We start from the raw sequence: 12565 nt of genomic DNA on the forward strand, positions 1-12565 counted from the left end.
CCAACGCCAGCAGTCGCCCAGCTGATCCGGTCCCGTGCCTATATAAAGCACCATAACCCTCAAAACCAGACGCCTATTCCGCGAGGCGTTGATCCGCCGGACGCGGCGCGCCCGGCACAACAGGCAGGTATTCGGACTCGCAGGCGCGCACCGAGGTGCTCCTAATGGCCGTCGCTTCCCAGTCGGTGGGTCAACCCGTGACCAGTGCTTATGACGGCGGTCGTTCCTGCATACCGCTGCGGGACAGTCCCGGATTCTCACCGGGTTCCCTCTTGCGCGCCGCGGAAAACCGGCTGGGAAATCCACGGCGCGCTCGATGCCGAGGCCGCCCGGAGGTGGCAACGGCAGACCAGTTGCGTTATCGAGGCTACCCGGCTCAGCCCGCGCGCAGGGCCTGCGGGATCGGGGTCGGGCCGTCGTTGAACTCGATGGTGCGGCCGATGGTCGCATCATCCGACAGGCATGCGGCGACCACCTGCGCGACGTTGGCCCGCGACACCTCGCCTTTGCCGGTTCCCGGGCCGACGGCGATCCGCCCGGTCGCCGCCTTGAGCGTGAGCCGGCTCGGTCCCAGCACCGTCCAGTCCAGATCGGTGGCCCGCAGGTGGGCGTCGGCCGCGGCCTTGGCCTGGGCGTAGGGGAAGAACGAATTTCCCTCCGGGACACCGTGATCGGGGCCGGCGCCGAAATAGGAGACCATCACGAAACGGCGCACGCCGGCCTTCGCGGCGGCGTCGACGCAGCGGATGGCGGCGTCGCGGTCGACGGCATAGGTGCGGGCCGGGTTGCCGCCGCCGGCGCCGGCGGAGAACACCACCGCGTCGTGGCCGGCCAGCAGCCCGGCGAGTGCGTCGGTGTCGAGTTGCTCGATGTCGGCGACCAGTGGTTCGGCTCCGGTGGCCGCGACCTCCTCGGCGTGGTCGGGGTTACGGAAGACCGACCTGGCCTGGTTGCCGGTTTCGGTCAAGATCGGGGCGAGCAGCAGGGCGACCTTGCCGTGGCCGCCGACGATCACGATCCGTGCCATGGGTTCGACGGTACGCACCGATCCTGGAGTGACCCCCCTTGACACCCGTCGAGAGCGTCGGTCGACAATCGAGGCAAGAACCCCGAACCTTAAGGAGCACCCCATGGCTGAAGCCGTCATCGTCGAAGCGGTGCGCGCGCCCGTCGGCAAGCGCAACGGTGGACTGTCCGGGGTGCACCCGGCGGAACTGTCCGCCCAGGTGCTCAACGGGCTGGTCGAGCGGGCGGGCGTGGACCCGGCGCTGGTCGACGACGTGATCTGGGGCTGTGTCATGCAGGCCGGCGAGCAGGCCCTCGACATCGGCCGCACCGCCGTGCTCAGCGCGGGCTGGCCGGAGACCGTGCCCGCGGTGACCGTGGACCGCCAGTGCGGATCGAGCCAGCAGTCGGTGCACTTCGCCGCCGCCGGCGTGATCGCCGGGCACTACGACGTCGTCGTCGCCGGCGGTGTGGAGTCGATGTCGCGCACCCCGATGGGCTCCTCGCTGGCCAACGGCGGGCGCCCCTACGGGGAATCCTTCAAGGCCCGCTACAGCCAGACCCCCAACCAGGGCATCGGTGCGGAGATGATGGCCGAGAAGTGGGGCCTGTCCCGTACCGCGCTGGATGAGTTCGCGCTGGCCTCGCACGAGAAGGCCGCCTCGGCACAGGATGCCGGTGCCTTCAAGGACGAGATCGTCTCGATCAAGGACGCCGAGGGCAATCTGGTGAGCGAGGACGAGGGCATCCGTCGCGGCACCACGCTGGAGAAGATGGGCCAGCTCAAGCCGGCCTTCAAAGAGGACGGCGTGATCCACGCCGGTAACTCCAGCCAGATCTCCGACGGCTCGGCGGCGCTGCTGTTCATGTCGGCGGCCAAGGCGCGTGAGCTGGGACTGACCCCGATCGCCCGGGTGCACACCGCCACGCTGGCCGGCGCCGACCCGGTGATGATGCTGTCCGCGCCGATCCCGGCCACCCAGAAGGCGCTGCAGCGCTCCGGCCTGAGCGTCGACGACATCGGGGTGTTCGAGGTCAACGAGGCCTTCGCCCCGGTGCCCATGGCGTGGCTCGCCGAGATCGGCGCCGACCCGAAGAAGCTCAACCCCAACGGCGGGGCGATCGCGCTGGGCCACCCGCTCGGCGGCTCCGGCGCCCGGATCATGACCACGATGCTGTACCACATGCGCGCCAACGGGATTCGCTACGGCCTGCAGACCATGTGCGAAGGCGGCGGCCAGGCCAACGCCACCATCCTGGAGCTGCTGTGAGTGACGCGGCCGTTCTGACCGAGCGGCGCGGGAACGTCCTGCTGATCACCCTCAACCGGCCCGAGGCCCGCAACGCGGTCAACGGTGCGGTCAGCGCCGGACTGGGCGACGGTCTTCAGCAGGCGCAGGACGACGACGAGGTGCGCGCCGTGGTCATCACCGGTGCCGGCGACAAATCCTTCTGCGCCGGAGCCGATCTCAAGGCGATCGCCAACCGGGAGAACATCTACCACCCGCAGCACCCGGAGTGGGGATTCGCCGGCTACGTGCAGCACTTCATCGACAAGCCGACCATCGCCGCGGTCAACGGCACCGCACTGGGTGGCGGCACCGAGATCGCACTGGCCAGCGACCTGGTGGTCGCCGAGCGCAGCGCACAGTTCGGGCTACCGGAGGTTAAGCGCGGCTTGATCGCCGGTGCGGGAGGGGTGTTCCGCATCGTCGACCAACTGCCCCGCAAGGTGGCGCTGGAACTGCTCTACACCGGTGAACCCATCTCGGCGGACGACGCCGCCGGCTGGGGTCTGGTCAACCGCGTGGTCGAGGACGGTAAGGCGCTGGAAGCCGCACTGGAGCTGGCCGAACGGATCACCGGCAACGCTCCGCTGTCGGTGCGGGCCAGCAAGCGGATCGCCTACGGTGCCGACGACGGCGCAATCCCCGGCGAGGCGGACGGCTGGGCGCGCACCGGCCGGGAGTTCGCCACCCTGCTGCGCACCGAGGATGCCAAGGAAGGCCCGCGGGCGTTCGCCGAGAAGCGCGCACCGGTATGGAAGGCGCGTTGAGCGACGTGCCGGAACCGTTGATCATCACCGTTCGCGGGCATGCCCCGCAGTTGTCGCCCGAGGCCTGGGTGGCTCCCAACGCCAGCCTGATCGGCCAGGTCAGCCTGGCCGACGGGGCCAGTGTCTGGTACTCGGCGACGCTGCGCGCCGAGATCGAACCGATCGAGATCGGCGCCGGCAGCAACATCCAGGACGGGGTGACCGTCCATGTCGACCCCGAATTCCCCTGCCGGGTCGGGGCCAACGTCAGCGTCGGTCACAACGCGGTGCTGCACGGCTGCACCGTCGAAGACGACTGCCTGATCGGCATGGGTGCGATCGTCCTCAACGGTGCCGTCGTGGGGGAGGGCTCGTTGGTGGCGGCCGGTGCCGTCATCCCGCAGGGGATGGTGGTGCCGCCGCGCTCGCTGGTGGCGGGCGTGCCGGGCAAGGTACGACGGGAACTCAGCGAGGCCGAGGTCGAAAACAACCGCAACAACGCCGCGGCTTATCGACTGCTGACCGAGGTCCATCGGGCGAACTAGCGCATTCGGGCCACCGGCCGCCGTTTCGCGGCTACGTTTTAGGGACGTTGCTCAACCCGCCGCTGAGGGGACGTCGTCCTATGACCCAGATCAGTTCAGCTCACCCCGGCCTGCTGCGCGAGATCAGCGAGATCGTCACCAGGGTCGCCCTGCCGTATCACGAACCGAGGGCGGTGGTGCGGCGGCGGCGTGTCGTCGTCGCAGTGGTGGTGCTGATCGGGGCCGCGGTGCTGGCCTCCATGCACGACAAGCTGCCCGGCGACCCGGCGTTCTACTGGCTGTCGCTGGTGCTGGCCGCGGTCTGGTCGGTGGGCGCGGTGGTGGCCGGCCCGCTGCACCTGGGGGTGTTGCGATTCCGGGGCCGCAACGAGCGACCGGTGTTCACCGGAACCGGCGTCGGCCTGGTGCTCGGCGGGATATTCATCGTCGGCGCGCTGGCCGCGAAGGATATTCCGGCGATGGCGCACCAGGTGGCCGCCGTGTTGGCCTTCACCACCGAGATGTCTTGGCGGCTGGTGGTGTTGATCGCCATCGTCAACGCGATCGCCGAGGAGATGTTCTTCCGCGGTGCGCTGTTCAGTGCCTTCGGCCGGCACTCCCCGATGGTGCTGTCGACCCTGCTTTATGTCGCGGCGATGATGGCGGCGGGCAACGTCGCGGTGGGAATCGCCGCGTTGGTGCTCGGCACCGTCTGCGCCATGGAACGCCGTGCGACCGGCGGTGTGCTGGCACCGGTGCTCACCCACCTGGTGTGGGGGCTGATGATGGTGCTCGCACTGCCGCCGATCTTCGGCATGTAGCTCGCGTTAGCGGGCGCTCGCCCGGTGATCAGGAGTCGGTGAAGGTCGGCGAGCGCCGCTCCTGGAATGCGCGGGTGCCTTCGCGGAAGTCGTGGGCGTTCAACAGGATCGACTGCCCGACGTACTCCCGGTCCAGGGTGCTGTCGAGCTCGGTCAGCGTCGCCGAGTTGATGGCGTGCTTGGTCTTGGCGAAGGCCGCGGCGGGCCCGGCCAGCACGCTCGCCAGCAGCTTGTCCACCTCGGCGTCGAACTCATCGGCGGGGTGCACCGCGCTGATCAGACCCCACTCCAGGGCCTCGGTGGCCGAGAGTCGTTCGGCCAGCAACGCCAGGCGCATGGCGCGGATCCGGCCGACGGCCGCGGCCACCAGCGCCGAGGCGCCGCCGTCGGGCATCAGCCCGATCTTGGTGAACGCCAACAGGAAAAAGGCTTTGTCGGAGGCGACGACCAGGTCGCAGGCCAGTGCCAACGACACCCCGATGCCGGCGGCCGGCCCCTGGACGACGGCCACCACCGGCCGCGGCAGCGCGACGATGGCCCGCATCAAGCGGTTGGCCTCGACGATGATCTCCGTCGGAACCCCGTCGCCGGCGTCGTCGGCGCTGATACCGGCCCCGGAGCAGAAGCCGCGACCGGCCCCGCCGAACCGCACCACCCGCACCCGCGGGTCGCGGGCGGCGGCCTCGAACGCGTCGGCCAGACCGGCCAAGACCGGGGTGGTCACCGAGTTCAGGCTGTCGGGGCGGTCGATGGTCACCGAGAGGATCCCGTCGGTCAGGGTGACGGACACACCCTCCACCGGAGTCAGCGAGTCGATGCCGGAGTCGATAGCAGTCATGGCACTCACCTTAGGATGCAGATCACACACGCTTACGACGAGGAGGCAGATATGGCGGGACCACTGGCGGGGCTGCGGGTCATCGAACTGGCCGGGATCGGGCCGGGGCCGCACGCGGCGATGATCCTGGGTGACCTCGGCGCCGATGTGGTCCGGGTGGACCGGCAACCGAAATTCGGGGGCGGGCCCAGCAAGGACGCCATGCTGCGCAACCGGCGGTCGGTGACCGCAGACCTGAAATCCCCGGAAGGCCGTGACCTGGTGCTCAAGCTGGTCGCCAAGGCCGACGTGCTGATCGAGGGGTTCCGTCCCGGCGTCACCGAGCGGTTGGGGCTGGGTCCGGAGGACTGCGCCAAGGTCAACGAACGGCTGATCTACGGCCGGATGACCGGCTGGGGGCAGGAGGGCCCGCGTTCGCAGCAGGCCGGTCACGACATCAACTACATCTCGCTGACCGGTGTGCTGCACGCGATCGGGCGCAACGGCGAGAAGCCGGTGCCGCCGCTGAACCTGGCCGGTGACTTCGGTGGCGGGTCGATGTTTTTGCTGGTCGGGATCCTGGCCGCGCTGTGGGAGCGGCAGACCTCCGGCAAGGGCCAGGTCATCGACGCCGCCATGGTCGACGGGGCGAGCGTGCTCGCATCGATGATGTGGAGCTTCCGGGCGCAGGGGATGTGGAGCGACGAGCGCGGGGTCAACATGCTCGACACCGGCGCGCCCTACTACGACACCTACGAGTGCGCCGACGGCCGGTACATGTCGGTGGGCGCCATCGAACCGCAGTTCTACGCCGAACTGCTGGCCAAGCTGGGGCTGGACACCGCAGAACTGCCGGCGCAGAACGACGTCAGCGGCTGGCCGCAGCTGCGGGCGAAGTTCACCGAGGTGTTCGCCACCCGGGACCGGGACCACTGGGCGCAGGTGTTCGCCGGTTCGGATGCCTGTGCGGCACCGGTGCTGGCGTTCGGTGAGGTGCAGTCGGATTCGCACATCGCCGAGCGCAACACCTTCTACGACGCCAACGGTTACCTGCAGCCGATGCCGGCGCCGCGGTTCTCCCGCAGCGCGACCGACGTCCCGACGCCGCCGGTGGATCTGGGAGCCGACAACGACACCATTCTGAACGACTGGGTATAGTCCCGACCAACTAGACGGTTGGGTGATTGGAGCGTGTGAATGCAGATCAAAGATGCGGTTGCGGTTGTCACCGGCGGGGCGTCCGGGTTGGGCCTGGCGACCACCAAGCGGCTGCTGGATGCGGGCGCCTCGGTGGTGGTCATCGACCTGCGCGGCGCCGACGTCGTCGCCGAGCTCGGTGACCGGGCGAAGTTCGTCGAGACCAACGTGACCGACGAGGCCGCGGTCACCAAGGCGCTCGACGTCGCAGAGTCGATGGGCCCGCTGCGGATCAACGTCAACTGCGCCGGTATCGGTAACGCGATCAAGACGCTGAGCAAAGACGGCGCCTTCCCGCTGGATGCCTTCACCAAGATCATTCAGGTCAACCTGATCGGCACGTTCAACGTGCTGCGGTTGGCCGCGGAGCGGATCGCCAAGACCGAGCCGATCGACGGGGAGCGTGGCGTGATCGTCAACACCGCCTCGGTGGCGGCGTTCGAGGGCCAGATCGGCCAGGCCGCCTACTCGGCGTCCAAGGGCGGTGTGGTCGGTATGACGCTGCCGATCGCGCGGGACCTGTCGCGTGACCTGATCCGGGTCTGCACCATCGCCCCGGGTCTGTTCAAGACCCCGCTGCTGGGTTCGCTGCCCGAGGAAGCACAGCGCTCGCTGGGCCAGCAGGTGCCGCACCCGGCCCGGCTCGGTGACCCCGACGAGTACGGCGCGCTGGCGGAGCACATCATCAGCAACCCGATGCTCAACGGCGAGGTCATCCGCCTCGACGGCGCGATCCGCATGGCCCCCAGGTAGAAGGAGTCCAGATGTCTTTGACGACGAAGTTCACCGAGGTGTTCGGGGTCGAGCACCCCATCGCCCAGGGCGGTATGCAGTGGGTCGGGCGTGCGGAACTGGTCGCGGCGGTCGCCAACGCCGGTGCGCTCGGTTTCCTCACCGCGCTCACCCAGCCCACCCCGGCCGACCTGGCCAACGAGATCGCCAAGACCCGCGATCTGACCGACAAGCCGTTCGGGGTGAACCTCACCATCCTGCCGACGATCAACCCGCCGCCCTATGACGAGTACCGCCAGGTGATCGTCGACGCCGGCATCAAGATCGTCGAGACCGCCGGCTCCAACCCGGCGCCGCACCTGCCGATGTTTCACGACAACGGCATCAAGGTGCTGCACAAGTGCACCTCGGTGCGGCACGCGGTCAAGGCGCAGAGCCTCGGCGTGGACGGCATCAGCATCGACGGCTTCGAATGCGCCGGGCACCCGGGTGAGGACGATGTGCCGGGCCTGGTGCTGATCCCGGCGGCGGCCGCCCAGATCGAGATCCCGATGATCGCCTCCGGTGGTTTCGCCGACGCGCGCGGCCTGGTCGCGGCGCTGGCGTTGGGCGCCGACGGCGTGAACATGGGTTCGCGGTTCATGTGCACCGTGGAGTCCTGCATCCACCAGAACGTCAAGGAAGCCATCGTCGCCGGCGACGAGCGCGGCACCGAGCTGATCTTCCGCAGCCTGCGCAACACCGCTCGGGTGGCCTCCAACGTCGTCTCGCGTGAGGTCGTCGACATCCTCAACAAGGGCGGTCAGTTCCCCGACGTGCAGGAACTGGTGGCCGGTGTGCGGGGTCGCAAGGTGTTCGACGAAGGCGACATCGACGCCGGCATCTGGACGGTCGGCACCGCGATGGGCCTGATCAACGACATCCCCACCGTCGGCGAACTGGTGTCGCGGATGGTGTCGGAGGCCGAGGACATCATCACCGGACGCCTGGGTGACATGGTCGTCGACTCCGACGACGAGGAGAACGTCGCCTGAGGACCGGGCGATAGGCCCTCGGCCTGACGCTTCAGACGCGCCGAACGTGTAACCATTGCGAGATTCTCGGTGAATTCTCGCGGTGGTTACACGTTCGGCGTTGTCGTTTGCGAGGCAGAGGAAGGCCCAACCTGAATGCAACAGAAATTAATGACTTATCTAAAGGGCGGCCCACCCAGATGAGGGCGGCGGCCGTCGCGCGATGACGCGACATTGACGGGCGCCGCTCGGGCGGCGCCGATCAATCAGCTGGCCAGCGGGTGCCAGTCGTCGAACTGCTCCGAGGTGTCACCCTCTACCAGGACATCGCCGTGGTACAGAGCCTCGAAGTCGACCTTGATTACGTCGGCACTTGAGTCGTCGATCCACATGACACTGAGCGTATGGGTCACTATTAAGGAATCATTGAGTCACGTTTCGGGAAATGGTGGCAATATTACCGACCGGTAGCGTTTGCCGGTTTTTTCACCGAGACGGGCCGCACGGATGCTCCCTCGCTGCGATCGGGGTCACTGCCGTTGGACGCTAGGGTGAGGTCCATGACCGCACCGCAGACCGTCGACAATCCGCTGTTCGCCCGGATCTGGACCTACATGTCCAGTCACGAAACCGACTGGCTGCGGGACCGTCGCCGGGAGAACCTGGCGGGCCTGGCCGGGCGGGTCCTGGAGGTCGGCGCCGGCACCGGAAGCAACTTCGCGTTCTACCCGCAGACCGTGACCGAGGTGGTGGCCGCCGAACCCGAGGTGCGCCTGCGCGATGCCGCGCTGGCCGCGGCGGCCGCGGCGCCGGTACCGGTCACCGTGCTGGCCAGCACCGTCGAAACGCTGGCCGCCGGGGAACCCTTCGACGCCGTCGTCTGCTCCCTGGTGCTGTGTTCGGTGGACCGGCCCGAGGATGTGCTGAGTCAACTGTTCGCACTGCTCAAGCCCGGCGGTGAACTGCGCTACTTCGAACACGTCGCCAGCACCGGGATGCGCGGTGGCCTGCAACGGCTGGCCGACGCCACCTTCTGGCCCCGCCTGTTCGGCAACTGCCACACCCACCGAGACACCGAGCGGATGATCACCGCCGCGGGCTTCACGGTCACCACGTCACGGCGGGGGCAGCAATTCCCGGCGTGGGCGCCGGTCCCCGTCTCGGAGTTCGCGCTGGGCTCGGCCAACCGGCCGGCCTGACGCACCTCAATTCAGCAGGAACCGCAACCGCTGGACCATGCCGGGTAGGGCGGCCGACGCGGTGGTGCGCAGGTACCGGGTCGCCCGGTCCGACAGCGGCGTCGGCTCGGGGTTGACCTCGATGACGGTCTTGCCCAGTTCCAGCGCCCGCTCCGGCAGGCCGGCCGCCGGATAGACCACGCCCGACGTGCCCACCACGATCACCACGTCGGCGGTTTCGATGGCCTCGACCGCGGCGTTCCAGGGGCCCGCGGGCAGGTCTTCGCCGAACCAGACGATGTCCGGCCGCACCAGACCTCCGCAGTCGCAGACCGGCGGTGCCACTTCCAGTTCCGGCTCTTTCATCACCGGCAACTGCTCGGTGTAGGGGACTCGGCAGTCTTGGCAGAAGAACTTGAACATGCTGCCGTGCACATGGTGCACCGTGGAACTTCCGGCGCGTTCGTGCAGGTCATCGACGTTCTGGGTGATGATGTGGACGTCGGCGTGCTGTTCCCAGTCCGCGACCGCGTAATGGCCCAGATTCGGTTTGACGCTGCTGCCCATCTGGTGACGCCACAGGTACCACGCCCAGACCAGTGCCGGATTCCGGTTCCAGCCGTCGATACTGGACACCTCGTAGGGGTCGTAGTTCGCCCACAGGCCGGTCTCCGCGTCGCGGAAGGTCGGCACCCCGCTCTCGGCTGAGATGCCCGCACCGGAGAACACCGCGATCTTCACGCGACCAACATAGCGGGATACTGGCCGAGTGGACTTTTCCGACCTGCTGAAGACCGATTCGCACGCCGCCGCGCCGTTGTTCGAGCAGATCCGGGTCGCGTTGATCGAAGCGGTCCGATCCGGATCGGTACCGGCGGGCACCCGGCTCCCGACCGTGCGTGACCTGGCCGGTCAGTTGGGCCTGGCCGTCAACACCGTCGCCCGGGCCTACCGCGAACTGGAAGCCGGCGGAGTGGTCGAAACCCGCGGCCGTTTCGGCACCTTCATCGCCGGCAGCGACCCCGCCGACGCAACGATGGCGCAGGCCGCGCGGGCCTTCGCCGCCGCGGCGCACGCCGTCGGCATGGGGAAGGCCGACGCATTGCGGTACCTCGATGCCGCCTTCGCCAACGTCGCCGGCGCCGGGCCGAATACCGGTTAGCCGAATTCCAACAGCGTCAGCGAGGGCCGGAGCGGATCCAAGAACCGCAGCCGGTAGGCCGCCGAGAGCAAGGTGTTGAACAGCAATCCGCGGCCGGCCGGCATCGGCAGATCGCGCACCGCCCGGATCCCGGGCATGGTGTTGACCAGATCGGCGGCCTCGCTCACCGACAGGTTGAACGGCATCGGCGGCGCCTTGTAACGCAGCGACGTCCGTACCCCGCGACGGATCACCGCGGCCATCCAGGGCGGCGGCACGTCGAAGAGCATCCGGCCGCCGGGGAAGCGGCGTGCGCACTCTTGGATCAGGCCCAGCGACTGCTCGGGCTGCAGGTACATCAGCAGGCCCTCGGCGCTGATGAACACCCCGTTGTCCGGGTCGACCCGATCCATCCAGCTGTAATCCAGGGCGGACTGGGCGCAGACCGAAATCTTGGGCGCCGCAGGGAGAAGCCGACTACGGATCTCGACGATCGGCGGCAGGTCGACGGTTAGCCAACGGAACCCGGTGTCGGGCACACCGGCGCTCACCCGCCAGTAACTGGTCTGCAAACCTTCGGCCAGTGCCACCACGGTACCGGTCGGGTGCTGCCGAAGAAACCGGCGGGTCTGATCGTCGAAGGCCAGCGCGCGCAGTGCGATGTCCTGGCGGGTCGGCCCGAACTTGGAGAAGTCGTAGTCGATCGAATCGGCGAGGGTGATCGCCAGCGGATCCTCGAGGATCCCGTCGGAACGACGGGCTTCGACCGCTCGAGCGTTCAGGGTCAGCAGTGCCGTCTCGGAAACCCCGGTCAAGGTGACTTTCTCCGCCTGGCTCACCCGTGCGACCTTACCGGTGGGCGGCCGCGTCCAGCACCTTGTGCAGCGTGCGCAGATTGCGGGTGGTGGTCGTCGACTTGTACCGGCTTTTGCCCATCGTCTTGCCCACGGTGCTGGTCACGGTATCGCCTTTGGGGACCTGCCAGTAGAGCACCCCGGCACCGGCAACGGCTTTCTCGCCGGGGGTCCGGGTCAGCTCGGCCAGTTCGGCCAGCACCGCGTCGTCGGCGACGAACGTGACATAGCAGTGCAGGCCCGGCGCGTCGGTCGCAAAGGGATAGGCCGCCACGATCTCGCGCAGCGTGGCGACGTCATACACCAGCACCCAGGCCGGGTACCCGAAGTTCTCCCGCAGGGCCGCCTCGGCGGTGGCCCGGACGGTGGCGGCATCGGCGGTCGACTCCACCAGTACGTTCCCGCTGGCGAGTAGCGTGCGGACCGCGCCGAACCCGGCGACCGACAGTGCACCGGCGACGTCGGCCATCTTGAGGTTGACTCCGCCGACGTTGACGCCGCGGAGAAACAGCGCGTAGCGGGTCACGGCGGCGATCTCCAATCCAGCGAGAACGATGGTAACGGCCGGCCGCGTCGGTAGTCTTCGAGTATGGGACGCCAGGTTTTCGACGATAAGTTGTTGGCCTTGATCAGCGGGAACTCGCTGGGCGTCCTGGCCACGGTCAAACAGGACGGACGTCCGCAACTGTCGAACGTGCAGTACCACTTCGACCCGCGTGCGCTGGCACTGCAGGTGTCGGTGACCGAACCGCGCGCCAAGACCCGCAACCTGCGCCGTGATCCCAGGGCATCGCTGCTGGTCAGCTCCGACGACGGGTGGTCCTATGCCGTCGCCGAAGGGGACGCGCAGCTGACACCGCCGGCCGCAGCGCCCGGCGACGACACCGTCGAAGCGTTGATCGCGTTGTACCGCAACATCGCCGGGGAACACCCGGACTGGGACGAATACCGCCAGGTGATGGTCACCGACCGCCGCGTGCTGCTGACCCTGCCGATCTCGCACTTGTACGGCATGCCCCCGGGGCGGCGCTGAACGTGCGCTGAAACCCGTGCACCCCGGCTAGAGTTCAGGGCATGCCCGAATCAGAGTCCGCCGCAGACGAGAACAAGCGCAAGTTCCGAGAGGCCTTGGAACGCAAGAAGGCCAACGCATCGGGCGGTTCCGCGCACAAGGACGGCGGCGCCAAACAGTCGCGGTCGCACGGCCCGCTGGAGAGCCGCCGGGAGTTCCGCCGTAAGAGCGGGTAG

Annotated in this window: 17 protein-coding genes and 1 riboswitch; of the genes, 11 read left to right on the top strand and 6 right to left on the bottom strand. The window is 68.3% G+C overall.

Annotated elements, in window-relative coordinates; translation table 11 throughout:
• Positions 1-105: 105 nt before the first annotated feature.
• Positions 106-309: riboswitch (cobalamin riboswitch) on the bottom strand.
• 67 nt (positions 310-376) lie between these two features.
• On the bottom strand, positions 377-1027 hold the full coding sequence (locus RCP38_RS05145; RefSeq protein WP_308475975.1) for an SDR family oxidoreductase: 651 nt from the start codon (positions 1025-1027) through the stop codon (positions 377-379).
• Between the two features lie 103 nt (positions 1028-1130).
• Between RCP38_RS05145 and RCP38_RS05150 the strand changes: the two genes are divergently transcribed.
• From RCP38_RS05150 to RCP38_RS05165, 4 genes are all read left to right on the top strand, one after another.
• Positions 1131-2276, top strand: a complete 1146-nt coding sequence (locus tag RCP38_RS05150; RefSeq protein ID WP_308475977.1) for a thiolase family protein — start codon at positions 1131-1133, stop codon at positions 2274-2276.
• The gene (locus tag RCP38_RS05155) at positions 2273-3061 is read left to right on the top strand and encodes a crotonase/enoyl-CoA hydratase family protein (RefSeq protein ID WP_308475979.1); all 789 of its coding nucleotides are present in this window, start codon (positions 2273-2275) and stop codon (positions 3059-3061) included. The genes RCP38_RS05150 and RCP38_RS05155 overlap by 4 nt, the downstream gene beginning before the upstream one ends.
• 5 nt (positions 3062-3066) lie before the next feature.
• Positions 3067-3585 (top strand): gamma carbonic anhydrase family protein, encoded by a 519-nt coding sequence (locus tag RCP38_RS05160; RefSeq protein WP_308477068.1) that lies wholly within the window; start codon positions 3067-3069, stop codon positions 3583-3585.
• An 80-nt stretch (positions 3586-3665) separates the two neighbouring features.
• On the top strand, positions 3666-4385 hold the full coding sequence (locus RCP38_RS05165) for a CPBP family intramembrane glutamic endopeptidase (protein WP_308475980.1): 720 nt from the start codon (positions 3666-3668) through the stop codon (positions 4383-4385).
• A 28-nt stretch (positions 4386-4413) separates the two neighbouring features.
• Here the strand turns inward: RCP38_RS05165 and RCP38_RS05170 are convergent, their stop codons facing one another.
• Positions 4414-5223 carry an enoyl-CoA hydratase gene (locus tag RCP38_RS05170; protein ID WP_308475981.1) on the bottom strand — a complete coding sequence of 270 codons (810 nt, stop codon included), beginning with the start codon at positions 5221-5223 and terminating at the stop codon, positions 4414-4416.
• 51 nt (positions 5224-5274) lie between these two features.
• Between RCP38_RS05170 and RCP38_RS05175 the strand changes: the two genes are divergently transcribed.
• The 3 genes from RCP38_RS05175 to RCP38_RS05185 are packed head-to-tail and all read left to right on the top strand — an operon-like array spanning position 5275 to position 8165.
• Positions 5275-6360: a CaiB/BaiF CoA transferase family protein gene (locus RCP38_RS05175; RefSeq protein WP_308475982.1), complete on the top strand. Its 1086-nt coding sequence runs from the start codon at positions 5275-5277 to the stop codon at positions 6358-6360.
• 39 nt (positions 6361-6399) lie between these two features.
• A complete protein-coding gene (locus tag RCP38_RS05180) occupies positions 6400-7152 on the top strand; it encodes a 3-hydroxyacyl-CoA dehydrogenase (protein WP_308475984.1) in 753 nt (250 codons plus the stop codon).
• Positions 7153-7163: 11 nt separating this feature from the next.
• Positions 7164-8165 (top strand): NAD(P)H-dependent flavin oxidoreductase, encoded by a 1002-nt coding sequence (locus RCP38_RS05185; protein ID WP_308475986.1) that lies wholly within the window; start codon positions 7164-7166, stop codon positions 8163-8165.
• Positions 8166-8410: 245 nt separating this feature from the next.
• Here RCP38_RS05185 and RCP38_RS05190 read toward each other — a convergent pair whose 3' ends face one another.
• Entirely contained in the window at positions 8411-8536 is a 126-nt protein-coding gene (locus RCP38_RS05190) for a hypothetical protein (RefSeq protein WP_255611441.1), read from the bottom strand.
• Between the two features lie 168 nt (positions 8537-8704).
• On the opposite strand from RCP38_RS05190, the gene RCP38_RS05195 reads away from it, so the two are divergent.
• Positions 8705-9343 (top strand): class I SAM-dependent methyltransferase, encoded by a 639-nt coding sequence (locus tag RCP38_RS05195; protein WP_308475987.1) that lies wholly within the window; start codon positions 8705-8707, stop codon positions 9341-9343.
• 6 nt (positions 9344-9349) lie between these two features.
• On the opposite strand, the gene RCP38_RS05200 is transcribed toward RCP38_RS05195, so the two are convergent.
• A complete protein-coding gene (locus RCP38_RS05200) occupies positions 9350-10063 on the bottom strand; it encodes an NAD-dependent deacylase (protein WP_308475988.1) in 714 nt (237 codons plus the stop codon).
• A 28-nt stretch (positions 10064-10091) separates the two neighbouring features.
• Between RCP38_RS05200 and RCP38_RS05205 the strand changes: the two genes are divergently transcribed.
• Positions 10092-10484 carry a GntR family transcriptional regulator gene (locus RCP38_RS05205; RefSeq protein ID WP_308475989.1) on the top strand — a complete coding sequence of 131 codons (393 nt, stop codon included), beginning with the start codon at positions 10092-10094 and terminating at the stop codon, positions 10482-10484.
• Here the strand turns inward: RCP38_RS05205 and RCP38_RS05210 are convergent.
• Both RCP38_RS05210 and RCP38_RS05215 read right to left on the bottom strand, forming a co-directional pair.
• Entirely contained in the window at positions 10481-11302 is an 822-nt protein-coding gene (locus tag RCP38_RS05210) for a class I SAM-dependent methyltransferase (RefSeq protein WP_308475991.1), read from the bottom strand. The genes RCP38_RS05205 and RCP38_RS05210 overlap by 4 nt on opposite strands.
• A gap of 10 nt (positions 11303-11312) precedes the next feature.
• Positions 11313-11843: a DUF1697 domain-containing protein gene (locus RCP38_RS05215; protein WP_308477069.1), complete on the bottom strand. Its 531-nt coding sequence runs from the start codon at positions 11841-11843 to the stop codon at positions 11313-11315.
• 63 nt (positions 11844-11906) lie between these two features.
• On the opposite strand from RCP38_RS05215, the gene RCP38_RS05220 reads away from it, so the two are divergent.
• Entirely contained in the window at positions 11907-12350 is a 444-nt protein-coding gene (locus RCP38_RS05220) for a PPOX class F420-dependent oxidoreductase (RefSeq protein ID WP_308475992.1), read from the top strand.
• A 41-nt stretch (positions 12351-12391) separates the two neighbouring features.
• Entirely contained in the window at positions 12392-12565 is a 174-nt protein-coding gene (locus RCP38_RS05225) for a DUF5302 domain-containing protein (protein ID WP_308475993.1), read from the top strand.

It is taken from the genome of Mycolicibacter sp. MU0083, assembly GCF_963378075.1.
GTDB lineage: Bacteria > Actinomycetota > Actinomycetes > Mycobacteriales > Mycobacteriaceae > Mycobacterium > Mycobacterium kokjensenii.

Excerpts from the sequence above, each read along its gene's own strand:
- RCP38_RS05145 (WP_308475975.1), bottom strand. The coding sequence starts at position 1,027 with ATGGCACGGATCGTGATCGTCGGCGGCCACGGCAAGGTCGCCCTGCTG.
- RCP38_RS05150 (WP_308475977.1), top strand. The coding sequence starts at position 1,131 with ATGGCTGAAGCCGTCATCGTCGAAGCGGTGCGCGCGCCCGTCGGCAAG.
- RCP38_RS05165 (WP_308475980.1), top strand. The coding sequence starts at position 3,666 with ATGACCCAGATCAGTTCAGCTCACCCCGGCCTGCTGCGCGAGATCAGC.
- RCP38_RS05170 (WP_308475981.1), bottom strand. The coding sequence starts at position 5,223 with ATGACTGCTATCGACTCCGGCATCGACTCGCTGACTCCGGTGGAGGGT.
- RCP38_RS05175 (WP_308475982.1), top strand. The coding sequence starts at position 5,275 with ATGGCGGGACCACTGGCGGGGCTGCGGGTCATCGAACTGGCCGGGATC.
- RCP38_RS05180 (WP_308475984.1), top strand. The coding sequence starts at position 6,400 with ATGCAGATCAAAGATGCGGTTGCGGTTGTCACCGGCGGGGCGTCCGGG.
- RCP38_RS05185 (WP_308475986.1), top strand. The coding sequence starts at position 7,164 with ATGTCTTTGACGACGAAGTTCACCGAGGTGTTCGGGGTCGAGCACCCC.
- RCP38_RS05190 (WP_255611441.1), bottom strand. The coding sequence starts at position 8,536 with ATGTGGATCGACGACTCAAGTGCCGACGTAATCAAGGTCGACTTCGAG.
- RCP38_RS05195 (WP_308475987.1), top strand. The coding sequence starts at position 8,705 with ATGACCGCACCGCAGACCGTCGACAATCCGCTGTTCGCCCGGATCTGG.
- RCP38_RS05220 (WP_308475992.1), top strand. The coding sequence starts at position 11,907 with ATGGGACGCCAGGTTTTCGACGATAAGTTGTTGGCCTTGATCAGCGGG.
- RCP38_RS05225 (WP_308475993.1), top strand. The coding sequence starts at position 12,392 with ATGCCCGAATCAGAGTCCGCCGCAGACGAGAACAAGCGCAAGTTCCGA.